Source organism: Sphingomonas sp. EU05-FHT14C10 (genome assembly GCF_058790595.1).
This window is the reverse complement of the sequence record NZ_JBYTEN010000010.1, coordinates 74,501-95,307: the sequence shown is the minus strand read 5'-3', so window position 1 is coordinate 95,307 and position 20,807 is coordinate 74,501. Positions and strand designations below refer to the sequence as shown.

Here is a 20,807-nt window from a genome sequence, read left to right as displayed (position 1 = left end):
TAGACTGAAAACCCACGCAGTCACGCGGATTCCGCAATATGGGTCAGCTATACTGACTTAATATCGGCAACATTCCGGGGGCGCCGTGCGATCCTTGTAATATACTTACAGTATATAGGTCCGTATCGGTCTTACCGCGCCAGAAGCCAGACCAGCGCGATGCCGCCGGCGACGATTCGGTACCAGGCGAAAGGCGCGAAGCCGTGGCGCTGGACGATGCCGATGAACCAGCGGATGACCACCAGCGCGACGACGAAGGAGACGACGAAGCCGAGCGCAATCGCCTTCATGTCCTCGCCGCCCAGATGCGCGCCCGACTTGTAGAGCTCGTACCCCGAGGCCGCGATCATCGTCGGCACCGCGAGGAAGAAGCTGAACTCGGTCGCCGTCTTGCGATCGACGCCGAGACCGAGCGCCCCCATGATCGTCGCGCCCGAGCGGCTGACCCCCGGGATCATCGACAGGCACTGGACGAGGCCGACGCCGAGCGCGGTCTTCCAGCCCATCGTCTCGACGCTGATCGGCTTGCGCTCGCCCACCAGCCGCTCGATCAGCAGGATCGCGATGCCGCCGACGATCAGCGCGACCGCGACGATGATCGGCGTTTCCAGCATCGCCTTGACCAGCTTGTAGACGAGCAGGCCGATAACCGCCGAGGGCAGGAAGCCGAGGAGGACGTTGCGCGTGAAGGCGATCGCGCTTTTGTCGGCGCGGAGCAGCCCGACCGCGACCGTCCAGAACCGTCGCCAGTAAAGCACGATCACCGCGAGGATCGCGCCGAGCTGGATGACGACGTCGAACGTTGCCGAGGCCTCGGACTTGAAGCCGAGCAGCTCGCCGGCAAGGATCAGGTGCCCGGTCGACGAGACGGGGAGGAATTCGGTCAGCCCCTCGACGATGCCGAGGAGGATGACGATCAGCAACGGTGAGAACATCGCGGTCTGCCTTCATCGGCGCGGCGGCAGGGCGCCGCGCCGTCTGGATGGGGGGAAAGGCTGCTGCCGCGCCCGATCAGGCCGTGTGCGCGGCGAAGCGGCCGTTGCGGCGATATTGCACCAGCCAGTTGGGCGCGACCGCGCCGAGCGGCGTCGGTACGATGCCGAACGCCTCGAGCCCCGCCGCGCCGGCCTGCGCGACCGAACCCTGCTGGAGCATCCGCCACTGATCGGCGGTGATCGGCGCGCCGGGCAGCCAGCCAGTGGCCTTGGCAAGCAGGCCGGCGAGCGAATCGGGCACCGCCGCGAAGCTGCGCTTGTGATTCACCCAGCCGGCGATGCGGCGATTGAGCTCGGCAAGGTCGATCACCTCGGGGCCGGCCAGCTCATAAATGCGGCCGGCATGGCTTTCGGGATCGGCGAGCGCCGCGGCGACCGCGCGGCCGACATCGCCGGCGAACACTGGCTGGACTTTCGACTGGCCGCCGATCAGCGGCACCACGGGCAGATCGCGGATGAGGCCGGCAAAGCGGTTCACGAACTGGTCCTCGGGGCCGAAGACCAGCGACGGGCGCAGGATCGTTGCCCGCGGGAAGGCGGCGCGGACGCGGGCTTCGCCCTCGCCCTTCGAGCGACCATAGGCAGAAGGCGATTCGGGCGACGCGCCGATCGCGGAGAGGTGGACGAGCGCCTCGACACCGGCAGCGGCGGCCGCCCTGGCGACATTTTCCGCGCCCTCGACATGGATGGCGTCGAACTTGCCCTTGAGGATGCCGACGAGGTTCACGACCGCGTCCGACCCGGCCAGCGCGCGCGCCACGCTGTCGGGGCGCGTGACGTCTGCGGCGACGAACTGCGTCTGCCCAAGCCCGCCCAGCGGCTTCAGAAACCAGGCGGCGCGCGGATCGCGCTGTGCGATTCGCACGCGCGCGCCGGCGCTCAGCAGCGCCTGCGCCACATAGCGCCCGAGGAACCCACCGCCGCCGAACAGCGTGACCAGACCGTCCTTCATCGCCCGAAAATCTCCTTCGCAACCGGCCTTCGCGCCGGAAAGCCCATTGCCCCATGCTGACCTTTGTTGACAAGGCCAAGCCGGTGCCGCTAAGCGCCCGCTCCTACCCCGTGCCCAGATGGCGGAATTGGTAGACGCACCAGCTTCAGGTGCTGGCGATCGCAAGGTCGTGGAGGTTCGAGTCCTCTTCTGGGCACCATTTCGGTCCAAAAGCCCGAGTCCCTAGCACCGCCGCCTCTACGCCAGAGACGGCGGTGAGGGTGCGCAGCAACTCGGTGCGCGTGCCGCAGATTCGCACATCCGTCTTGCTGTGGACCTCGACCCGCTGGGCCACCGCCCGAATATGGTTTCGCGCATAGGAGCCATCGTCGTGGCGGAGCTTGCGTTTGGCGACCAGCGCGAAGGCGTGAAGGCTCTCGACCGTGATCTCCGGGCTGATCCGCTCAATGTGTGCGACCGCGCGCTCGGCATCGCCTCTGGCCTGGTCGCGGATGGTGGTCAGCTCGGCAATCCGCGCCTTGAGCGACGGATCGCCCATATCGACCAATCCATTCTCGATCGCTTCATAGAGCCGGGAAAGCTTGGTCTCGACCTCAGTCGCGCGCCGTTCCATCTCGGCGACGTGCTGGCGGCGCTCGGTCACCCATTCGTCGCGTCGGGCAATAAGCTGGTCCATCAGCACTTCAAGGCGCGCGGGATCGAGCAGCCGCTTCTCCAGGTGCTCGATCACCGCCTCGTTCAGCCGATCCATCGGAAGCGAGACGCCGGGGCATCCCGTCTTCCCTTTCGTCGCCTTGGTCGCGCAGGTGTAGTAGCGATACTCCTGCCCACTCCGGCTGGTGCCGGTGCGCAGCGTCATCGCGCCACCGCAACAGGCGCAGAAGCAGATGCCCGTCAAGAGCGTCGATCCGCCCACCGCCCGCGGCGGCATCATCTTCGGGCTGCGCGCTTTCAAGGATCGCTGCACGGCCTCGAACTCCGCCACCGTTATGATCGGCGGCACCTCCATGATGGCGTGCTCGGTCTCCGGCTTCGCGCGCCCCTTCTTCACGTCATAGGTGTTGAAGCGGTGCTCGCCGATATAGGTGGTCCGCGTCAGCACCTGATGGACCATGCCCTTGCCCCACCGACCGCCATAGCGCGTGCGGATATTATTCTCATTGAGCCAGCACGCGATCGCCATGACCCCGATCGGCCCGCGCCCATCCGCGCCTTCCAGCGCCAGCCGGAAAATGCGGCGCACCGTTTCGGCGTGGAGCGGATCGATCTCCAGCTTTTTCTTGATCTTCGCGCCGCGCTGCTCGGCCGCGACCGCGCGATAGCCGATCGGAGGACGGGCGCCATTCCAGAAACCCTGCCGGGCGTTTTCGTTCATCGCGCGCAGCGTATGCTTGCCGTTCTCCTTCGACTGATATTCGTCGAACAGCGTCATGATTTTCCGCATCATCTCGCTCATCGGATCATCGCCGAGAATCTGCGTGATGGAGACGAGCTGCACGCCGTTCTTCGCCAGCTTGCGGAGGTAGAACTCGAACTGGAATTGATCGCGGAAAAAGCGCGAGAAGCTATGGACCACGATCACGTCGAAGGGCGACGGCCTTTCCAGCGCCGCGTCGATCATTTCCTGGAAGGCGGGACGGCGATCGTCTGTGCCCGAAACCCCCGGCTCGACAAACTCGGCCGCGACTTCCCAGCCGTTCGAGTGGCAATAGCTCGACGTCTGGCGGCGCTGGTCCGGGATCGACAGATCGCTCTCGGCCGAACGCGGCGACGAGACGCGCAGGTAGAGCGCGGCCCGCAGCGCCGGTTGCACGGCTCCGGTTTCCGAGGGGGCGAGAGCAGCGTTCGTCATCGTTCGACCAATCTTTGAATAGTGTGCATCGGCAGCACGAGGCGTTGGGAATCTGGCAGGCGCACGAAGCCATTGCCTTCGTAGAAGGCTGCCGCGCGATCATTGATGGCGTCCACGACGAGTATCGACGAGCCAGCTGTCGCGGCCGTCGCCCAGACGCGCTCGACGGCATCGGCGATCAGGATCGCCCCAAGGCGTTCGCCCTGCCTCGCTTGCGACACCGCGAGCTGGCCGATCAGCGTCGCGGCGACGAGCGGGTAACGCGGGACATGCTTTCGCGCCGCTGCCGGAATGTCGCCCTGCGCGATGTTGGCCTGACTAAGCGTGTAATAGCCGAGAACCACGCCGGGATTTGCACGCTCGGCGAGAACGAACACACCAGCCGAGCGGCGGCGCATGTCCTGGCCCGCCTGCCTCCGCAAATATCGATCGAGACTGTCGATGCCGCAGGAAAATCCCTCGCGGTCGTGATGCGGCCCCAGCGGCTCGACCTGCAAATCCGCATGCGCCGTCATGATCAGGACGCAACCCGGCGCCGGTGCTCCTGGAGAGCGCGGATCAGCCGCTCGCTGGGCTCGGGCGGATTGATGAGCGCATCGAAGAACGCCGCGCGGTCGCGATCCGACAGCACGAGCGTTTCATGCTCGGCGATCGTTCGCCGCGCCGTGTCGGCTAGCGCTGTCACGCAAAAGTCGCTGACCTTGCGCCGCGTGAGGTGAGCTGCCCGCTCGATCAAATCCTTCGTTTCTTCGTCAATACGGAAGCCGAGCCGCTCGACGCGATTGGCTCTGGCGGACTCCGCTACGGCTTGTTTGCGCGGCATGGGACCGACTCCTGACTTATCCATTTCCGCTACAATGTACGTCACTTTGACGAACATTTCAACCCCTTTCCATTGGCCGTTTTAGGGGAGCGGCCCGAACAGGGCGTCCAGCTCCTCACGAAAAGCGCCTTCGATGACGCGCAACTCGGCATCGCCGATGGGAACCTGCTCGGGCCAGTCGTCGGTAACGACGATCGGCGCGCTGGCGGCATTCTTGCGCGCCGACGCGCGCGTCGGCTGCGGCTGCATGTAATCGTGCAGGTCTTCCAGCCCTTCCGACCAGCCGCGGGGTGCGCGGCGGCGACGTTTGCGAGAGAGTCCCATATTGCTCAAGCTGCCGCGCATCTCTCGGGAATCCAGCAAAATCGCCCTCGGGCGCATACATGCCGGACCCGTAGCAACGGCGGCGGGATTCGGCGCACGGCGGCGCAAGGCGGAAATAGCGAAGTGTAGCGTAGCAAAGATAAGTGCTCACGGCGGGATCGTGGATGCCGTGTGCAGCCCGGTTTGCTATCCTCCCGCGCATGGACTCGCGGACGGACACCGACACCGACACCGACAGAATCGACGAGGCGGTGCTTGCCCTGCTATGGCTCAACCTCAGCACCACCGGCACGGCCTGGAAAGGCTTCGACTGGAGCGCGATGGATCGACTGCACGAACGCGGGCTGATCTCCGATCCTGCGCGCAAGGCAAAGTCGGTGCATCTGACCGACGACGGCATGGCCGAAGCCGAGCGCCTATTCACCGCGCTGTTCGCTCGCCCGTGAATCCTGCCACGCCGACGCGAAAGCCATAACCCAGCCATCGCTGCTGGGTCCGCTGAAATACCGGGTGCAGCATTGTCTCCCGTCCTGCCTGCCCGACCGACCCTCGCGGCCTCCCTCGTGGCTTGATCTGATCGTGTCCACCTGGCGGCGCAACGGCGCCGGGCAGCTTTTTTCCGCCGCCTTCGGCTTTGCAGCGCGAAGCAAAAAAGCGGCCCTTTGGCCGTCCATAGGCCGCAAGCGGTGCGCAGCCGAACGTCCCCGATCTTCGACACGCCACGAGGCCGCGAAGGGCGCGGTCCCGAGTCAAGAAAGGACTGACGACATGATCTGCGGAAACTTCAAAGCGACCGATCGCGGCTTTCACGGCGAAATCCGCTTTTTCGGTCTCAGCGAGAAGGTGGAAATCCTTCGGATCGGCGACAAGGCAAGCGACAAGTCGCCCGACTATCGCATCGTTGCCGCCGACGATGAACGCGTGGAATTCGGTGTGGGCTGGCTCAAGGCCACCAAGGACCAGAAGCCCTACGCTTCGCTCAAACTCAATCCGGTCCTGGCGCCGGACGTTCATCTCCGGCTTGTCTCGACCGAGACAACGGGCAAGTTCGAGCTGAAGGTCGACTGACCGCGGAAGCGTCCCGCCAGCAATGGCGGGGCGCTTCCAGTTTTCCATAAAGGATCTGCGCCGTGCGAAACCGCACCAGCCATTGCATCGGCCTGCCACCGGACGATGCCATACTCGCTACAGGCGCCCGCCCAGCCAGATAACGGTAAGCCCAGGACTCCGCATCCTGGTCGACGGAGGCATCCATGCGCGCAAAGTGCAGGGGAAGCGTCCCACTTCTGCCCCCATTCCTACCTTGCCCGGCGTGTTTTCCACTATGGCCCTAGCCTTGCCGATCCCGCTTTGCCCGAAAATCCGTTCATCTCCCTCCCGGGCTGGTTGCTGATTAGCGCATCTGGCTTTGCCGGGCGCCTCATGCGGGAAGTGGCATAGCCACCAAGCAGAAAACCGGCGCCAGCGCCTACGGTTTCCGCAAGCGGACCCTCCGTTTTTCAGCTTGCCCGCGTCGCCCGCCAAAGCCTGCCTGATGCATCAGCAACGCCAGCACACAGGAGGCAGACATGAAAAAGGATTGGGCAAAGATTCGCAGGATCAACAAGGCCAGGGCCGACCGGAAGATGGCCGCCGAGCAGGCCAAGCCGGAATGGGAACGGAAGTGGGAAGCGCGCGAACTGGCACGCGCCCACGGATACATCCCCTACCTCAGCGATGAGGTTGCAGCCTACCGCGACCTGTAAGGCGGACAGCACCCGATGGCGCCCCACGCCATCGGGTTTTTTTGTGCCTCGCAGGATAGCGGTCTGGGGGGATCGAGCAGGGATCGGCCTGAAGGCCGCGCCGGTAATCCCGGCTGTCATTTGCTTTTCGCGCCGCCAAGGCGGCGCGATCGTTGCTAAGGACGTAGTCCTCGCGCCGGTCAAGGTAAGTGGAACCGTCCGGGGCGGTATCCCCACCTTCCGCGCTTCGCTTGTGCAGGCGGGTGATTCCCCTCCGCCCCGGCCGCCCTTGCCCCGTTGCTACCCTTGGCTCGCCGCCGGGCAGAAGTTCAGGCGCGGCATTCCGCTTCGCTGAACTTCAGAACCAAAGGATTTGAGATATGACCAGCAAGGCACAGGCTCCCCGCGATGTGATCTTCAACGGTGATTGCATTGAAGTGATGCAGGCTTTCGATAGCGGCACGGTGGATTTCATCCTGACCGATCCGCCCTATGTGACCCGCTACCGGGACCGCCAGGGGCGCAAGGTCGCCAATGACGATAACGGCCGGTGGCTGCGTCCGGCGTTTCGGGAAATGCACCGCGTCTTGAAGGATGGCGGCTTTGCGGTTTCCTTCTATGGCTGGAACAAAGTCGATTTGTTCATGGATGCATGGAAGGCGGCAGGCTTCCGCATCGTCGGCCATCTTGTTTTCCGCAAGCGTTATGCGTCATCGGCCCGCTTCCTTCGCTATGAACATGAGCAAGCCTATTTGTTGGCAAAGGGCAATCCCGTCCGTCCGACACGGCCTATCCCCGATGTGCTCGATTTTCCTTACAGCGGGAACCGCCTGCACCCCACGCAGAAGCCGGTTGAAGCACTGGCGCCATTGATCGAGGCTTTCACGCAGCCGGGCGACCTTGTCCTGGACCCATTCAGCGGTAGCGGTTCGACCCTTGCGGCAGCCCAGCAACTCGGGCGCGACTGGACCGGCATAGAACTGGACAACGGCCACTATCACACCGCCAGCAAGCGGCTTGCCGCGCGGCAGCATCGCCGGGCGGCCGCATAGGTCGCCACCCTTTCCCATCATTCGCGCCCGTCCCTGCGGCGGGCGCCACCCTCACAAGGAATTATATCATGCGCTGGATTATCACATCCGATCATATGGGCACTTCCCTTGCCGGGGTCGGTGAAGATGCCGAAGGAAGCATCGCCTATGCCGGCACGAACGAGGGCGACAGTTTGCCGATGGAGTTTCGACTCTATGACGCGCGCCATAAGCTTTGCTTTGAAGGGCGTTGCGGCGACATTGACGCCGATTGGTGGCACGGCTTTGAGCCGCTGATTTGGACCTGGAACGCATTTCGCTGCCGGCGGCTGACCTACCGCCGTGTTGACCGAAGCTGGAAAGAACAGCCGTTCTTGCCTTTCTCGGGCCGATATTGAGAACCGACAACCGACAACCGACAACCGGCTGCAGGTCCTGCCCGGAGCAGCGGCGGCCGCGCGGCCCATAGGTCCGCGCGGCCGTCATGGCGCGCGCTCGCCGGGCATCGCCCGGCTCGCAAGAGACAGTAGCCAGAACGGCGTCCCCGTCCTAAGAAAGACGTGGGCCGCTACGCGGCGGCCTGGGGCGTGGAAACCCCTGAATATCCGGTTGGGCGTCGGCCGTGACGGCGCCGCTATCCTTGACCACATGGTCGGGGAGCCTGTGACGTATACAACAGGCTTCCGGGCTAAAGGTCACAGGGACCGAGATATTCCGGTTTTCCAACTCCCCGATCAGGGTCAGGAGCGAAGTTTGCGGGGGCGCACCGCAGACGAACCGCTGCTGACCTGGAACCCGACCATTGCGGACGACGCGCGAAGCCATGCCCGCCGTGCGTATAGAATCGTCTCCGTTTCGGTCTAAAAGGTTAACGGGACTGGAGGAACGGGGGCGTTATGACCGGCAAGCATTTCAAGGATCGCGCGCCCGACGCGCCGCGGCTCACCGCCTATGACGAGGATCACCTCGCCGACTATATCCGCCTGCTCGATACCGACGACGAGGGCGCCGACTGGCGCGACGCGGCGGCGCATATCTTCGGGATCGATCCGGCCGCGGAACCCGAACGCGCCCGCGCGATGCATGAGAGCCATCTCGCCCGCGCGCGCTGGATGACCGAAGTGGGCTACGCATATCTGCTCGGCCCGCGCGCCATCGAATAAGTTAACATTCAGACCGAAATGGATTTTTCCGGTCGTGGATTCCGATGCGCGGCCGGCATCGCCTGGCGCGGCCTTCGCGCTGTCGGGATGCAGTGCTTCTCCCGATCCTCGGCGGTCCAGACTCCGCACAATGAGCGGCTGGAGAGGATGATCCCATGCCAATGACGCCCGAAGGGCGCGCGCGGCGTGCCGGCAATGCGCCGGACACGCCGGGCCGGGCCGAATTCGCCGCCGCGTTCCTGCAACGCAACCGCCAGTATCGCGCAGAGCGGGCGCGACTGAACCCGAACGCCCCGGCCAGCGAGCGAACGACGCTCGCCCGCCGCTGGGGGTTGTCCTTTCGCCTATCTGCCTGATGAGCTGTCGGGCACGGTGATCTGGCGGCCGGAACTCACCGCCGTCACCGTGATCCTCGACGCTGCGCCGGAAGGATATACCGGCGCCAAGGCGGTCGATCCGCTGGCGCTGGGCGCGCTGCTCGCCGACCAGGCCGGAATCGACGGCCGGCATGTCGTCGTCGCTGACGCGGCCGGCGAGCATCGGCTGTGGCTGCGCGATCCGACGCCCGGCCGGCCGCTCGCCGCGATCGTCCCGCTCGACAAGGACTTCATCAAGCGCATCCTCAGCCTGCTGCGTTTCCATCGACTCATGTCGGGCAAGCGAACCGGCCCATTGCCGCGCGGATGGCCGCTCACCCCGATCCGCGCGGCCCGGCTCGAGCTGATGCTTCGCGCGCTCGATCTGCGCCTCGCCGGGGCGACATACCGCCAAATCGCGATCGCGCTCGGCAGGGACGAGGCCGCGCATCTCTCGGCATCCGATTTCAAGAATTCGGACGCCCGGTCCTTCGCTTATCGCCTGGTGCGCGACGCCACCGCCATGATGAAGGGCGACTACCGCAAGCTGCTGCGCTTCCGCTGATAGCGCCCGCCGCATGACAGCGGCCGGGGGGTGGTCACATCGGCGCAGCTGCGAATCTTCGTTCCCCACCCTGCCGTGAGCACTTCGCCATGATCGCCTCCTGCCACCCCGCCTCGCAGGAGACGCCCCTTGTCCCGACCGCCCGTGACCCTTCCGCCCCGCTACCTGCGGACCCCCGAGGCGGCGCGCTTCCTTGGCCTTTCCGGCCGCACGCTTGAGAAGCACCGCTATTTCGGGAGCGGCCCGGCCTATCGCCGGATCGGCGGACGGGTGGTCTATTCGGTCGACGACCTGCGCGCCTGGGCCGACCTCGGCACCAAATATTCCACGTCCGACCCCGGCCAGAACGATCTCATGCCGCAGCGGGATGCGGCGATCACGCAGAGCCGCCGATGATGCCGCGCACCGCCTCCCGTTCCGGCGAGCGCGCCCAACTCGCGCTGTTCCCCTCGCTCGGGCGCGATATCGCGCCGCGCGATGCCCAGGACCTCATGGCCTGGCCGTTCTTCAGCCTCGCCAAGCGCAGGCGGGTGACGCCGATCGATTTCCGCATGGGCGCGACCTGGATATCGGTCGAGGCCGTGCCCGAACATGGCATGGCGACCATATGGGACGCCGACGTGCTGATATGGGCGGCGAGCCAGATCGTCGCCGCGCGCGACGCGGGGCTGCCGACCTCGCGCCTGATGGCGACGACGCCGCACGAAATCCTCACATTCACCGGACGAGGCACCGGCAAGGATCATTATGACCGGCTGAAGGCCGCGCTCGACCGGCTGCAATCCACCACGGTCGCCACCTCGATCCGCCAGCAGCACCAGCGGCGACGCCATCGCTTCTCGTGGATCAACGAGTGGCAGGAACGGCTCGACGGCGACGGCCGTCCGCTTGGACTGGAGCTGATCCTGCCGGACTGGTTCTATGCCGGCGTCGTCGACCGCACGTTCGTGCTCACCATCGACCGGGCCTATTTCGACCTAACGGGCGGGCTGGAACGCTGGCTCTACCGGATCGTGCGCAAGCATGGCGGCCAGCAGGAAGGCGGCTGGAGCTTCGACGTCCCGCACCTTCACCTGAAATCCGGCGCGCTCTCGCCCTTGAAGCAGTTCGCGTTCGAGCTGCGCGCCATCGTGCAGCGCCAGTCGCTGCCGGGCTACGCGCTGGCGATCGAGCGGGCGTTCGGCCGCGAGCGGCTGACCTTCGCGCCCGTGCCCGCCGATCCGTTCGAGAAGGCGGCGCGGGTCATGGGGCTGGCTGTGGATAACCGGCCATGAGACTCGGCCTATTGAAAACCGCCGGACTCGGCCGATTAAAAACCGCTGACTCGGCCTATAAAAAACCGGACCTCCGCACAAGCTTCTGGAATCGCTCGCGGAATCGGCTCTCTTCTAACTATGCTAACAGTAAAGAATACTTCGTATTCTTTCTAACGCGCTTTGGTGCTGTGGATAATTCGCGAGACGACGCGAAGTATCGGGCAGTAAATCCGCCGTCTCCCCTACGCTATACTACTACGCCTTTTGCGTGCGGCGATCAATCCCGGCACCGTGTTACGCGGCGCGGGCCGGAACCGCGGCCATGATCGCCGCCCAGCACTTCGGCAGCATCTCGGGCGGCAAGGACAGCCAGGCCGTCCTTTGCCGGATGGTCGAGCGGATCGAGCGCAGGGGGCTTGCCGCGTTCGGCAACCGCGCGCCGCGGTTCCTCTCGGCAGACAACGGCCACGAGAACCCGATCACGCTCGACCACATCGCGTATCTCGACGGCTGGCTGCGACAACGCACCGGCCTGTGTATCGAGACGGTCTCGGCGAACGACGTGCCGGGGCTCACAGACGCGGCGGCCTTCGCCCGCAAGCGCGCGATGCTGCGCGAGGAATGGTCGAAGGAGAAGCGGCGGACCCGCCATAAGGGCGCGTGCAACCAGCGCCGGGCCGCGTGGCAGGCAGGCAGGCTCACGAAAGGCCAATGGCTCGCCGCGTGCGAATGTCCCGTCCTGGTCTCGCCCCCGGTTCCCGATCATCTGATCGACCGCGCGCTCGAGCTGCTGCATCCCACCGGCATCCCGTTCCTCGACATGGCGATGCTGCACGGCCGGTTTCCCGGCACCAAAACGCGCTTCTGCACCGACGAGACCAAACTGATCCCGATGATGCATCGCAAGCGTCCGCTGCTCGATGCGGGGATCTCGGTCATCGACTGGATCGGCGAGCGCGCCGACGAAAGCCCGGCGCGGGCGAAGAAGCCGCCGATCCAGTCGGTGCGGCATCCCTCCGGCGCCCGCAAGGTGCTCTACCGGCCCATCTTTCGCTGGTCGGCGGCCGACGCCTTCGCCATCTCCGAGCGCCACGGACTCCGGCATAACCCGCTCTACACGATGGGGATGAGCCGGGTCGGCTGCTCGACCTGCATCATGGTTAGGAAGCGCGAACTGCGCGCCTGGGCCATGCGGTTTCCCGCGGAAGTCGATCGCGTGCGGGAGTGGGAACGGCTGGTCAGCCTCGTTTCGCGGCGCACCGCGATATCGGGAGCGCCGGCATCCCTGCTGCCCGCGCCGACCGTGCCCGGCGATCCCGCCGATCATGGACGTGCGACGATCGACAGGGCGATCGCGTGGTCGCGCACCAGCCGGGGCGGCCGCAACTACGACCTGTTCCTCGCGCAGGAGCAGCGCGACGCCGATGAGCACGGCCTGCTCTGCGACAGCGAATACGGGCTTTGCGAATGATGCGCGCGCTCGACCTGTTCAGCGCCGCGGCGGGCGGCTGGTCGCTCGGCCTGCACCGCGCCGGATTCGTCACCGTCGCCGCCTGCGAGATCGTCGAATGGCGCCGCATCCTCTACGCGGAGAACAATCCCCATGTCAGACTCTACGCGGATGTCCGGTCCCTCACGGCAGCTCGACTTGTTTCTGAACTTGGATTCCTGCCCGACATCATCGTCGGTTCGCCGCCGTGCCAGGACATCTCCAGCGCCAACACCAAAGGCAGGGGGATCGAAGGCGAACGGTCGGGCCTCTACCTCGAAGCCGTCCGGCTGGTCGGAGAGTGCCGCCCTCGCTGGTTCGCTTTTGAGAACAGCGCTAATCTGCGAACTCGCGGCGCTGACCGGCTGCTCCTTCTCCTGGAAACGCTCGGCTACGCCTGCGAACCGTGCGTGGTGGCTGCTGAAAATGTCGGCGCCAACCATGTCCGCAAGCGGTCCTGGCTTATCGGCTACGACCCAGGCCAGCTTGCCGACGCCGGTATCGCAATCCCAGCAAGGCGGCATCCGGCTGGAGGGTGGATCGGGCGCACGGACGGCCCTCAAGGAATCGGGTCTGTTCGACCTGTTTCGCGAGAACAGGCTGCCGACGCCGATGGCGACGGACGGGATGAGGGACGGCGCGGGCGGCGGCGCAGGATCGACATATCCGCTTCGCATGATCCTCGCGACGCCGCGCAAATCGGATGCGGACAAGGGCGGCCGGGGCGATGTGCTCAGCCAGTTGCAGGGCCATGCGAGCCGGCACGCGGGCATGATGCCGACGCCTGTCAAACCGAACGGCGGACGGAGATTGAGCCGGCAGGAGATCGAAACGGGACGCCGGGCGAACGGCGCGAAGGCGCAGATCGACACGCCGAACCTGTTGCGCCACGCGGCGGAAATCCTCCCCACCCCGACGAAGCGCGACAGCCGGATGGACGGCTGGAGTCCGGCCTACGATCGGCGGAAATCGCCGACGATGGACGCGGTGATGGACGGCGCGATGACGGATCGCGCGCCGGACAAATGGGCGGGCGCCCGCGCGCTGGCGGCGATGCTGCGGAGCCGTGGGCTGACTGGAACGGCGGCCTTGCCCATCACCTACGGCTGGATGATGGGCTTTCCGCCTGGGTGGCTGGCACGCGCGTTGCGATCGGCGCTGGAAAGCGGACGGCTGCGGCCAGCCTGATCGTCGAGGCGTTCGGCGACGCCGTTCTCCCGCAAATCCCCGAAGCCATCGGCCGCGCCATCCTGCGCACCGAAGCCGCGCTCGACGTCGTGCTCGGGCGAACCTCCCCCGACATCACCGGAGACGAACGATGAGCGATCCCGCGCATCCGCAGCGCATAGACTTCAGCGGGTTCGAAGCCGCGCTGCGCCGCCGCGCGGCGGAGCAGGCGCAGGCCGCCCGAACGCCGACAGAACCAACGGCGCTGGCATCGCGATCGCGGCTGACCGAAGTCGAACTGACCTGGATCGAAAAGAAGCTGGAGCACTGGATACGCTTCGGCCGCGTCGCGCAGGAACGCATCGTCACACGCCGGACGCGCGTCATGAGCTTCCGGCCGGGCGCGGTGTTTGCCTTCGTCCGCTGGACCGCCAACGACTATGGCACGATCGCCTCGCGCATCGACGTGGTGCGCGCGGTCACGCCGGGCGAGCCTTATACGACGCTGCCGTTCGTGCGGCCGGGCGGCGAAATCCTCCTGCACATCGAGAGCTGGCCCAAGGTCCAGCAGGTGCTCGCCGCGATCGACGCGGTGGAGACGGCGGGCGTCGATCCCTGCGACGCGGCGCCCGAGCACTGGCGCCACGTCCACAACCGCATCGCCGCGGGACACCAGCCGCGCCCTTACACGCTGGAGCGGCATCGCGCCTGGCTTCGCCGCAAGGAGATCGAAGGGTGACGCGCCGCCGCTACGTCATGGCGACGGCCACCGCCGCGTCCGCCTTCGCCGCGGCGTTCGTCGCGATCGCCGTCGCCGATCCTTTCCCGCGCGTGATCTGGAACGCCAGCGCCAGCGCGCCGATCGGGCTCTACCGCATCCATCCCGACCGCGATCCCGCTATCGGTGTGCTGGTCGCCGTCACGCCGCCCAAGCGGCTTTCCCGCTGGCTTTCGGCGCGCGGCTATCTGCCCGAGGGCGTGCCGCTGCTGAAGCATGTCGCCGCGAAAGCCGGGCAGCGCGTGTGCCGCATCGGCGCCGTGGTGAGCGTCGATAGCCAGTCCGTCGCCAGCGCCCGCGCGCGTGACGGCCGGGGCCGCCCGCTGCCGGTCTGGCGGGGCTGCCGCACACTGCAACCGGGCGAACTGCTGCTGCTCAACCCGTCCGTCCCCGACAGCCTCGACGGCCGCTATTTCGGCCCGCTGCCGGCGTCCGCCGTCATCGGCCGCGCGACGCCGCTGCATCTGCGCGCGCCGTCGCAATCGCCTTCCACCCCCGAAGCCAAGGAGATTGGCCATGCCGACGAATATCTTTGAACCCACCGCCAATGGCTATGCCGGGCGCGCCCGGTATTTCGGTGTCGACGAGCAGATCGTGCTGGTCGCGATCGATCCGGGCGACGCCGAGAACGCGCCCGATTACCGCGTCCACCTCGACGACGAGGACGGCCCGGAAGTCGGCGGCGCATGGAAACGGGTCGGCGAACGCGCGGGCAATTACATCGCGCTGGAGATCGACAGCCCGCTCTTCGGGGCGCCGTTCCGGCCGGTTCTGTTCCGCGCCGACGACGATGGCCGGACGTTCCGGCTGTCATGGAAGCGCCCCCGGCCGCGCGACGACCGGAGCTGATCGGTGGCTGTTTCGATCATCATCCCTTTGTTCGCGGAAAAGCCGCATCCCTCCGTCCCGCTCGGTCGCAGGCTGACCGGCGCGCGCAGCGAAGGTCAAGAGTCTGCCCCGGACTTGATCCGGGGGCGGCCCACGGCCGGCGCATCGCGCGCACCCTTTACCGCAGCGAGCACGCTGGCAGGCTGGCGTAAGAGCGGGGGCGGATTGGCCGTCCTGCTCGCGGCCCTGCTGCTGTCGTCCGGCATCGGGCCGAACGCTGTGCGGGCACAGGACACGCCGGCCGAACGCACGGCAGCCAGCCATCCCTATGCCGTTCACGTCGCCGACGCCGCGCGGCGCTTCGGCATCCCGGAAAGCTGGATATGGGCGGTGATGCGCGTCGAGAGCAACGGCGATGTCCGCGCGGTCTCGACGGCCGGGGCGATGGGCCTCATGCAGATCATGCCCGGCACCTGGGCGAGCTTGCGCGCGCGCCACGGGCTGGGACGCGATCCCTATGATGTGCGCGACAACATCATGGCGGGCGCGGCTTACCTGCGCGCGATGCACGACCGCTACGGCAACGCGATGGCAATGCTGGCGGCCTATAATGCGGGGCCGGGCCGCTACGACGAATATCTATCGCGCGGCCGTCCGCTGCCCGCCGAGACGCGCGCCTATCTCGCAAAGCTCGCGTCGATCATAGGCGGCGCGGACGACAGCCGGCTTGCTGCCGCACCGCCGTCCGATCCTTTTGCATGGCGCAGGGCTGCATTGTTCGCGGCGCGGCCGAACGGCGATCCGGCCGCACCGGAAACGTCGTCCGGCGAACGCGCGGCTGACATGCGCGCTGCGGTCGAACCGCCCGCGAACAGCCTGTTCGTCGCGCTGTCGGGGCGGAGGCAGCCGTGAAGATCGCCTATGCCGATCCGCCCTATATCGGCTGCGCGCATCTCTATCGCGATCATCCCGACTATGCGGGCGAGGTCGATCATCCCGCGCTGATCGAGCGGCTCCAGCGAGACTATGACGGCTGGATTTTGCATGCCGCCGCGACGCCGGAATCGGTCGCCGTGCTCGCGCCGCTCGTGCGCGAGACCGGCGCGCGGTGGATGGCCTGGGTGAAAGGCTTTGCCGCGTTCAAGCGCAACGTGCCGGTCGCTTATGCGTGGGAACCCGTCATCGTGAAGCCCGCGCGCAAGCCGGTCGTAAGCAAGCGGCTGGTCCTGCGTGACTGGATCGAATGCCCGATCACGCTGCGCCGTGGGCTTACCGGCGCGAAACCCGAAGTGGTCGCTCATTGGGCGTTCGAGACGGTCGCCGCGCGTCCCGACGACACGCTCGACGACCTGTTCCCCGGCACCGGCGCCGTCGCCGAAGCGTGGCGAACCTGGCGCCTCAAGTTCGCGCTGCCGGGCGATCCCGTTGCAGCGCCGCCGCGGCCGAATTGCACGGTGGCTGCACGTCGAGAGGCGAGCGGCGCGCCATGACCGCCCCCGTTTTCAGATTGCCCGGTTGGAAGGTGGAAGTGCCTGGAAGGGCAGGAAAAAGCCGAAGGAAGGGACGGCAAGATAGAAAGCGCGCCCCAAATTCGCTGAAAGCCTATGTCTTTCAACGATTTGGCGCGGGTACGTCGGTCGGCGAGCGTGCCGCTCGGAAGAAAAAAGCCAGCAAAATCAAAGCGCCGAATGGCACTATGGGCCATTTTCGGCGGAAAGCGGCCCGGCCGTGAGCGAGGACGAGGATTTCCGCGTCCGGCCGGGCAAGGTCAGGAACAGGGGAGCCGGCCAGGGCCGCAAGGCGCAAGGACTTGTCGTCCAGGTGCTCCGCGTCGCCGCGCGCAGCGGCGGAGGCCGGCGAACGGCCGGCTGGGGCGGATCGCGCCAGCGCGGGCAATCGAACTTCGGCCGTGGCCGCACGTCCTTCGCACGCAGCCGCCTGTTCGGATCGGGCCGGCGCGTGCTGGTCAAGATTGTCCCTGTCACCCGTTTCCACCGGAATGGACGGCCGAGGGCGCCGCTGTCCGCGCACATCGCCTATCTCAAGCGCGAGGGCGTCACCCGCGACGGATCGCCCGCGCGGATGTTCGACGCCAATGGCGATGGCGCCGACGATCGCGCCTTCGCCGATCGGTGCAAGGACGACCGGCATCATTTCAGGATCATCGTCTCGCCCGAGGATGCGGCGGACCTGTCGGACCTTCGCGAATATACCCGCGATCTCGTTCGCCAGATGGAAGCCGATCTCGGCACCAGGCTCGAATGGGTCGCGGTCGATCACTGGAACACCGACAACCCGCATGTCCATCTGCTGGTGCGCGGCGTCGATGACCATGGCGCCGACCTTGTCATCAACCGGGACTATATCAGCCACAATCTGCGCTCGCGCGCCGAAGAACTGGCCTGGGCCGAGCTGGGTCCGAAACCGGAGCATGAAATCCAGCGCGCGCTCGAACGCGAGGTAACGGCCGAACGCTGGACCAGGCTCGACGCCGAGATCGATCGCACGGCGGACGCACTCGGCGTCATCGACTTGCGCCCCCAGCAGCCCGGACTCGACGATCCCCAGGTCCGCCGCCTGATGATCGGCCGCTTGCAGCATCTGGAAACTATGGGGCTCGCAGCCGAGGCCGCGCCCGGTCAGTGGGCACTGGCGTCGGATGCGCAAGCCAGGTTGCGCGAGCTGGGCACGCGCGGCGACATCATCCGCACGATCGGCAAGGCGCTGAACGGTCGCGGCCTGCAGCGCCCGCTCGACACTTACGAGATCGTCAGCGCAGCGCCGCAAAAGCCCATCGTCGGCCGGTTGATCGACAAGGGGTTGCACGACGAGTTGCATGGCTCGGCCTATGCCGTGATCGACGGCATCGACGGGCGCACCCACCATGTCCGGCTTCCGGGCATCGAGGCGCTGGATCGCAGCCCGGATATCGGCGGCATCGTTGAGCTGCGCGCCGTCGGCCGGCCGGGCGATCCGAAGCCGTCCCTGTTCCTGGCGACGCGATCCGATCTCGACCTCGCGGCTCAGGTGAAGGCGAGAGGCGCGACCTGGCTCGATCATCGTCTGATCGAGCGCGGCCGTGGAGTGACGGCCGCCGGCTTCGGATCGGAGGTGCAGCGGGCGCTCGACCAGCGCACCGACCATCTCGTGCGCGAAGGACTGGCCCGCCGCTTCGGCAACCGCGTGGTCCTGCAAGGCAACCTGATCGAGACGCTTCGCCGCCGCGAACTGGACGCGACAGGTGCCGAGATCGCGGGCCGGACGGGGCTCGCCTACCGGCCTACCAATCCCGGCGACAAGGTCGCCGGCACATGCCGCCAGCGCCTCGCGCTCGCCTCCGGTCGCTTCGCGATGATCGACGACGGGTTGGGCTTCCGGCTCGTCCCCTGGTCGAACGACCTTGAACGCCAGCTCGGGCGCCAGATCGCGGGCATCGCCCGCAACGGCGGCGGCATCGGATGGTCATTGGGCCGCAAGCGCGGCCTCGCCCCCTGAAAGAAGGAGACTCTCATGCCCGCTACCAAAATCCTCTGGGGCCAGATCATCGCCGTCTTCCTGATCGTGGTCGCCGCGATCTGGAGCGCCACACAATGGACCGCGGCGGCGCTGGCGTATCAGCCCGAGCTTGGCGAACCCTGGTTCACGGCGCTCGGCTGGCCGGTCTATCCGCCCTACGCCTTCTTCTGGTGGTGGTTCAGCTACGACGCCTATGCGCCCGCCATCTTCCAGACCGGCGCCTGGATCGCCGCGTCGGGCGGCTTCGTGGCGGTCGCTGTCGCCATCGCCATGTCGGTCTGGCGCGCACGCGAGGCGAAGAACGCGGAAACCTATGGCTCGGCGCGCTGGGCGACCGAGGACGAGGTGCGTGCGGCCGGGCTGCTCGGCGACGACGGTGTGGTGCTCGGCAAGCTGGGCCGCGCCTATCTGCGCCACGACGGCCCCGAGCATGTGCTGTGCTATGCGCCGACCCGCAGCGGCAAGGGCGTCGGCCTCGTGATCCCCTCGCTTCTGACCTGGCCGGCATCGGCGATCGTTCATGACATCAAGGGCGAGAACTGGACGCTGACCGCGGGCTTCCGCGCGCAGCATGGCCGCGTGCTGCTGTTCGACCCGACCAACGCGGCGTCGGACGCCTACAACCCGCTGCTGGAGGTGCGGCGCGGCCAGTGGGAAGTCCGCGACGTGCAGAACGTGGCCGACGTGCTGGTCGATCCCGAAGGCAGCCTGGAGAAGCGCAACCACTGGGAGAAAACCAGCCACGCGTTGCTGGTCGGCGCGATCCTGCATGTTCTCTACGCCGAGCCCGACAAGACCCTGGCGGGTGTCGCCGCCTTCCTGTCCGACCCGGCGCGGACGATCGAGCAGACGCTGGCCGCGATGATGGCGACGCCCCATCTCGGCGAAGCCGGCGTGCATCCGGTGGTGGCCTCGGCCGCGCGCGAACTGCTCAACAAGAGCGACAACGAACGCTCGGGCGTGCTCTCGACCGCCATGTCGTTTCTCGGGCTTTACCGCGATCCCGTCGTCGCCCGGGTCACGCGCGCCTGCCACTGGCGCGTCATGGATCTCGTATCGGGCGAGCAGCCGGCGACGCTCTACCTCGTCATTCCCCCCAGCGACATCTCGCGGACCAAGCCGCTCATCCGCCTGATGCTCAACCAGATCGGGCGGCGGCTGACGGAGGAACTGCCGAGCGGCGCCAGGCGTCATCGCCTGCTGCTGATGCTCGACGAGTTTCCCGCGCTCGGGCGCCTGGACTTTTTCGAGAGCGCGCTGGCGTTCATGGCCGGCTATGGCCTGAAATCCTTCCTCATCGCGCAGTCGCTCAATCAGATCGAGAAAGCCTACGGGCAGGACAATGCGATCCTCGATAACTGCCATGTTCGGGTGAGCTTCGCGACCAACAACGAGAAGACGGGCGAGCGCGTGTCGAAGGCGCTCGGCACCAAGACTGAGATGCGCGCGATGAAGAACTACGCCGGGCACAGGCTCTCGCCCTGGCTCGGGCATCTGATGGTCTCGCGCTCCGAAACCGCCCGCCAGCTTCTGACCCAGGGCGAGGTCATGCAGCTGCCGCCCGACGAGGAAATCGTCATGGTGTCGGGCGTCCAGCCCATCCGCGCGAAGAAGGCTGCTTACTACGCCGATCCCCGTCTCGCCGCGCGGATCATGCCGCCGCCCGATCCGGCCGCATCGCCACCTCGGGAAATCCGTCCCGACGACTGGACGGGGCTCGCCGCTTCGGCCGATCCCGCCGAGATCGCGGCAATCATCCGGCGCCAGGAGGATGCCGCCAACAGCGGGCTGCGCCGCGAGCCCGAGCTTCCCGATCATGTCGCCATCGTGAAGGAGACGACGCCCGCACCGCCCGCGCAGGAGTTTTCCATCGTCGAGGACGAACCCGAGGATGCTGCGCGCCAGGCGGCGGCACGGCGGCGGATGCAGGGCGTCGCGCGGCAGGCGTCGCTCGATCCCGACGACGGCATCGAAATGTAGGAGATTCC

The 20,807-nt window shown here is 66.7% G+C and carries 24 protein-coding genes, 1 tRNA gene and 1 pseudogene; 20 read left to right on the top strand and 6 right to left on the bottom strand.

The window, feature by feature from the left end; translation table 11 throughout:
* Positions 1–131: 131 nt before the first annotated feature.
* On the bottom strand, positions 132–935 hold the full coding sequence (locus AC3WT0_RS11790) for an undecaprenyl-diphosphate phosphatase (protein ID WP_492753706.1): 804 nt from the start codon (positions 933–935) through the stop codon (positions 132–134).
* Positions 936–1,011: 76 nt separating this feature from the next.
* On the bottom strand, positions 1,012–1,947 hold the full coding sequence (locus tag AC3WT0_RS11785; protein WP_492753705.1) for a complex I NDUFA9 subunit family protein: 936 nt from the start codon (positions 1,945–1,947) through the stop codon (positions 1,012–1,014).
* A 112-nt stretch (positions 1,948–2,059) separates the two neighbouring features.
* On the opposite strand from AC3WT0_RS11785, the gene AC3WT0_RS11780 reads away from it, so the two are divergent.
* A tRNA-Leu gene (locus AC3WT0_RS11780) sits at positions 2,060–2,146 on the top strand.
* Between the two features lie 576 nt (positions 2,147–2,722).
* Here AC3WT0_RS11780 and AC3WT0_RS11775 read toward each other — a convergent pair.
* The 4 genes and pseudogenes from AC3WT0_RS11775 to AC3WT0_RS11760 all read right to left on the bottom strand — a co-directional run.
* Positions 2,723–3,799, bottom strand: a pseudogene (locus AC3WT0_RS11775) (recombinase family protein); the annotation flags it as partial.
* The gene (locus tag AC3WT0_RS11770) at positions 3,796–4,314 is read right to left on the bottom strand and encodes a GNAT family N-acetyltransferase (RefSeq protein WP_060977324.1); all 519 of its coding nucleotides are present in this window, start codon (positions 4,312–4,314) and stop codon (positions 3,796–3,798) included. The gene AC3WT0_RS11770 and the pseudogene AC3WT0_RS11775, both read right to left, overlap by 4 nt.
* A 2-nt stretch (positions 4,315–4,316) precedes the next feature.
* Positions 4,317–4,679 (bottom strand): type II toxin-antitoxin system TacA family antitoxin, encoded by a 363-nt coding sequence (locus AC3WT0_RS11765; protein ID WP_227876605.1) that lies wholly within the window; start codon positions 4,677–4,679, stop codon positions 4,317–4,319.
* Positions 4,680–4,703: 24 nt separating this feature from the next.
* Positions 4,704–4,967, bottom strand: coding sequence for a hypothetical protein (locus tag AC3WT0_RS11760; protein WP_060977326.1), 264 nt, complete (start codon positions 4,965–4,967; stop codon positions 4,704–4,706).
* Positions 4,968–5,146: 179 nt separating this feature from the next.
* Between AC3WT0_RS11760 and AC3WT0_RS11755 the strand changes: the two genes are divergently transcribed.
* The 19 genes from AC3WT0_RS11755 to AC3WT0_RS11665 all read left to right on the top strand — a co-directional run bounded on the left by AC3WT0_RS11755 (position 5,147) and on the right by AC3WT0_RS11665 (position 20,799).
* Positions 5,147–5,392: a DUF6429 family protein gene (locus AC3WT0_RS11755; RefSeq protein ID WP_060977327.1), complete on the top strand. Its 246-nt coding sequence runs from the start codon at positions 5,147–5,149 to the stop codon at positions 5,390–5,392.
* A 133-nt stretch (positions 5,393–5,525) separates the two neighbouring features.
* Positions 5,526–6,014, top strand: coding sequence for a DUF736 domain-containing protein (locus AC3WT0_RS11750; protein WP_223806432.1), 489 nt, complete (start codon positions 5,526–5,528; stop codon positions 6,012–6,014).
* A gap of 500 nt (positions 6,015–6,514) precedes the next feature.
* On the top strand, positions 6,515–6,691 hold the full coding sequence (locus AC3WT0_RS11745; RefSeq protein ID WP_155645922.1) for a hypothetical protein: 177 nt from the start codon (positions 6,515–6,517) through the stop codon (positions 6,689–6,691).
* A 359-nt stretch (positions 6,692–7,050) separates the two neighbouring features.
* Positions 7,051–7,722 carry a DNA methyltransferase gene (locus tag AC3WT0_RS11740; protein ID WP_060977329.1) on the top strand — a complete coding sequence of 224 codons (672 nt, stop codon included), beginning with the start codon at positions 7,051–7,053 and terminating at the stop codon, positions 7,720–7,722.
* Positions 7,723–7,790: 68 nt separating this feature from the next.
* Positions 7,791–8,099, top strand: a complete 309-nt coding sequence (locus tag AC3WT0_RS11735) for a hypothetical protein (RefSeq protein WP_060977330.1) — start codon at positions 7,791–7,793, stop codon at positions 8,097–8,099.
* Between the two features lie 498 nt (positions 8,100–8,597).
* Complete coding sequence (locus AC3WT0_RS11730) at positions 8,598–8,864, top strand: DNA -binding domain-containing protein (RefSeq protein WP_060977331.1); 267 nt, start codon at positions 8,598–8,600, stop codon at positions 8,862–8,864.
* 155 nt (positions 8,865–9,019) lie between these two features.
* Positions 9,020–9,220: a transcriptional regulator domain-containing protein gene (locus AC3WT0_RS11725; RefSeq protein ID WP_075151006.1), complete on the top strand. Its 201-nt coding sequence runs from the start codon at positions 9,020–9,022 to the stop codon at positions 9,218–9,220.
* A gap of 16 nt (positions 9,221–9,236) precedes the next feature.
* Complete coding sequence (locus AC3WT0_RS11720) at positions 9,237–9,785, top strand: DUF2285 domain-containing protein (protein ID WP_208597816.1); 549 nt, start codon at positions 9,237–9,239, stop codon at positions 9,783–9,785.
* A gap of 129 nt (positions 9,786–9,914) precedes the next feature.
* Positions 9,915–10,181, top strand: a complete 267-nt coding sequence (locus AC3WT0_RS11715; protein WP_060977333.1) for a helix-turn-helix transcriptional regulator — start codon at positions 9,915–9,917, stop codon at positions 10,179–10,181.
* Complete coding sequence (locus AC3WT0_RS11710; protein ID WP_060977362.1) at positions 10,181–11,059, top strand: replication initiator protein A; 879 nt, start codon at positions 10,181–10,183, stop codon at positions 11,057–11,059. The genes AC3WT0_RS11715 and AC3WT0_RS11710 overlap by 1 nt, the downstream gene beginning before the upstream one ends.
* Before the next feature lie 370 nt (positions 11,060–11,429).
* Complete coding sequence (locus tag AC3WT0_RS11705; protein WP_237241256.1) at positions 11,430–12,512, top strand: phosphoadenosine phosphosulfate reductase domain-containing protein; 1,083 nt, start codon at positions 11,430–11,432, stop codon at positions 12,510–12,512.
* Positions 12,509–13,852, top strand: a complete 1,344-nt coding sequence (locus AC3WT0_RS11700) for a DNA cytosine methyltransferase (protein WP_062346144.1) — start codon at positions 12,509–12,511, stop codon at positions 13,850–13,852. Before AC3WT0_RS11705 ends, AC3WT0_RS11700 begins: the two co-directional genes overlap by 4 nt.
* Entirely contained in the window at positions 13,849–14,436 is a 588-nt protein-coding gene (locus AC3WT0_RS11695; protein ID WP_082730629.1) for a DUF2840 domain-containing protein, read from the top strand. The genes AC3WT0_RS11700 and AC3WT0_RS11695 overlap by 4 nt, the downstream gene beginning before the upstream one ends.
* Positions 14,433–15,011, top strand: a complete 579-nt coding sequence (locus tag AC3WT0_RS11690) for a S26 family signal peptidase (RefSeq protein WP_060977336.1) — start codon at positions 14,433–14,435, stop codon at positions 15,009–15,011. Before AC3WT0_RS11695 ends, AC3WT0_RS11690 begins: the two co-directional genes overlap by 4 nt.
* Positions 14,992–15,324 carry a DUF736 domain-containing protein gene (locus AC3WT0_RS11685; RefSeq protein ID WP_060977337.1) on the top strand — a complete coding sequence of 111 codons (333 nt, stop codon included), beginning with the start codon at positions 14,992–14,994 and terminating at the stop codon, positions 15,322–15,324. Before AC3WT0_RS11690 ends, AC3WT0_RS11685 begins: the two co-directional genes overlap by 20 nt.
* Positions 15,325–15,528: 204 nt before the next feature.
* Complete coding sequence (locus AC3WT0_RS11680; protein ID WP_196490428.1) at positions 15,529–16,215, top strand: lytic transglycosylase domain-containing protein; 687 nt, start codon at positions 15,529–15,531, stop codon at positions 16,213–16,215.
* Positions 16,212–16,793, top strand: coding sequence for a hypothetical protein (locus AC3WT0_RS11675; RefSeq protein ID WP_060977339.1), 582 nt, complete (start codon positions 16,212–16,214; stop codon positions 16,791–16,793). Before AC3WT0_RS11680 ends, AC3WT0_RS11675 begins: the two co-directional genes overlap by 4 nt.
* A 238-nt stretch (positions 16,794–17,031) precedes the next feature.
* Complete coding sequence (locus tag AC3WT0_RS11670; protein WP_060977340.1) at positions 17,032–18,798, top strand: relaxase/mobilization nuclease domain-containing protein; 1,767 nt, start codon at positions 17,032–17,034, stop codon at positions 18,796–18,798.
* Positions 18,799–18,813: 15 nt separating this feature from the next.
* Complete coding sequence (locus tag AC3WT0_RS11665) at positions 18,814–20,799, top strand: conjugal transfer protein TraG (protein WP_060977341.1); 1,986 nt, start codon at positions 18,814–18,816, stop codon at positions 20,797–20,799.
* Positions 20,800–20,807: the final 8 nt, after the last annotated feature.

Excerpts from the sequence above, each read along its gene's own strand:
- AC3WT0_RS11700 (WP_062346144.1), top strand. The coding sequence starts at position 12,509 with ATGATGCGCGCGCTCGACCTGTTCAGCGCCGCGGCGGGCGGCTGGTCG.
- AC3WT0_RS11705 (WP_237241256.1), top strand. The coding sequence starts at position 11,430 with ATGGTCGAGCGGATCGAGCGCAGGGGGCTTGCCGCGTTCGGCAACCGC.
- AC3WT0_RS11710 (WP_060977362.1), top strand. The coding sequence starts at position 10,181 with ATGCCGCGCACCGCCTCCCGTTCCGGCGAGCGCGCCCAACTCGCGCTG.
- AC3WT0_RS11665 (WP_060977341.1), top strand. The coding sequence starts at position 18,814 with ATGCCCGCTACCAAAATCCTCTGGGGCCAGATCATCGCCGTCTTCCTG.
- AC3WT0_RS11695 (WP_082730629.1), top strand. The coding sequence starts at position 13,849 with ATGAGCGATCCCGCGCATCCGCAGCGCATAGACTTCAGCGGGTTCGAA.
- AC3WT0_RS11785 (WP_492753705.1), bottom strand. The coding sequence starts at position 1,947 with ATGAAGGACGGTCTGGTCACGCTGTTCGGCGGCGGTGGGTTCCTCGGG.
- AC3WT0_RS11765 (WP_227876605.1), bottom strand. The coding sequence starts at position 4,679 with ATGTTCGTCAAAGTGACGTACATTGTAGCGGAAATGGATAAGTCAGGA.
- AC3WT0_RS11740 (WP_060977329.1), top strand. The coding sequence starts at position 7,051 with ATGACCAGCAAGGCACAGGCTCCCCGCGATGTGATCTTCAACGGTGAT.
- AC3WT0_RS11745 (WP_155645922.1), top strand. The coding sequence starts at position 6,515 with ATGAAAAAGGATTGGGCAAAGATTCGCAGGATCAACAAGGCCAGGGCC.
- AC3WT0_RS11770 (WP_060977324.1), bottom strand. The coding sequence starts at position 4,314 with ATGACGGCGCATGCGGATTTGCAGGTCGAGCCGCTGGGGCCGCATCAC.
- AC3WT0_RS11755 (WP_060977327.1), top strand. The coding sequence starts at position 5,147 with ATGGACTCGCGGACGGACACCGACACCGACACCGACAGAATCGACGAG.
- AC3WT0_RS11725 (WP_075151006.1), top strand. The coding sequence starts at position 9,020 with ATGCCAATGACGCCCGAAGGGCGCGCGCGGCGTGCCGGCAATGCGCCG.
- AC3WT0_RS11760 (WP_060977326.1), bottom strand. The coding sequence starts at position 4,967 with ATGCGCGGCAGCTTGAGCAATATGGGACTCTCTCGCAAACGTCGCCGC.
- AC3WT0_RS11685 (WP_060977337.1), top strand. The coding sequence starts at position 14,992 with ATGCCGACGAATATCTTTGAACCCACCGCCAATGGCTATGCCGGGCGC.
- AC3WT0_RS11735 (WP_060977330.1), top strand. The coding sequence starts at position 7,791 with ATGCGCTGGATTATCACATCCGATCATATGGGCACTTCCCTTGCCGGG.
- AC3WT0_RS11730 (WP_060977331.1), top strand. The coding sequence starts at position 8,598 with ATGACCGGCAAGCATTTCAAGGATCGCGCGCCCGACGCGCCGCGGCTC.
- AC3WT0_RS11790 (WP_492753706.1), bottom strand. The coding sequence starts at position 935 with ATGTTCTCACCGTTGCTGATCGTCATCCTCCTCGGCATCGTCGAGGGG.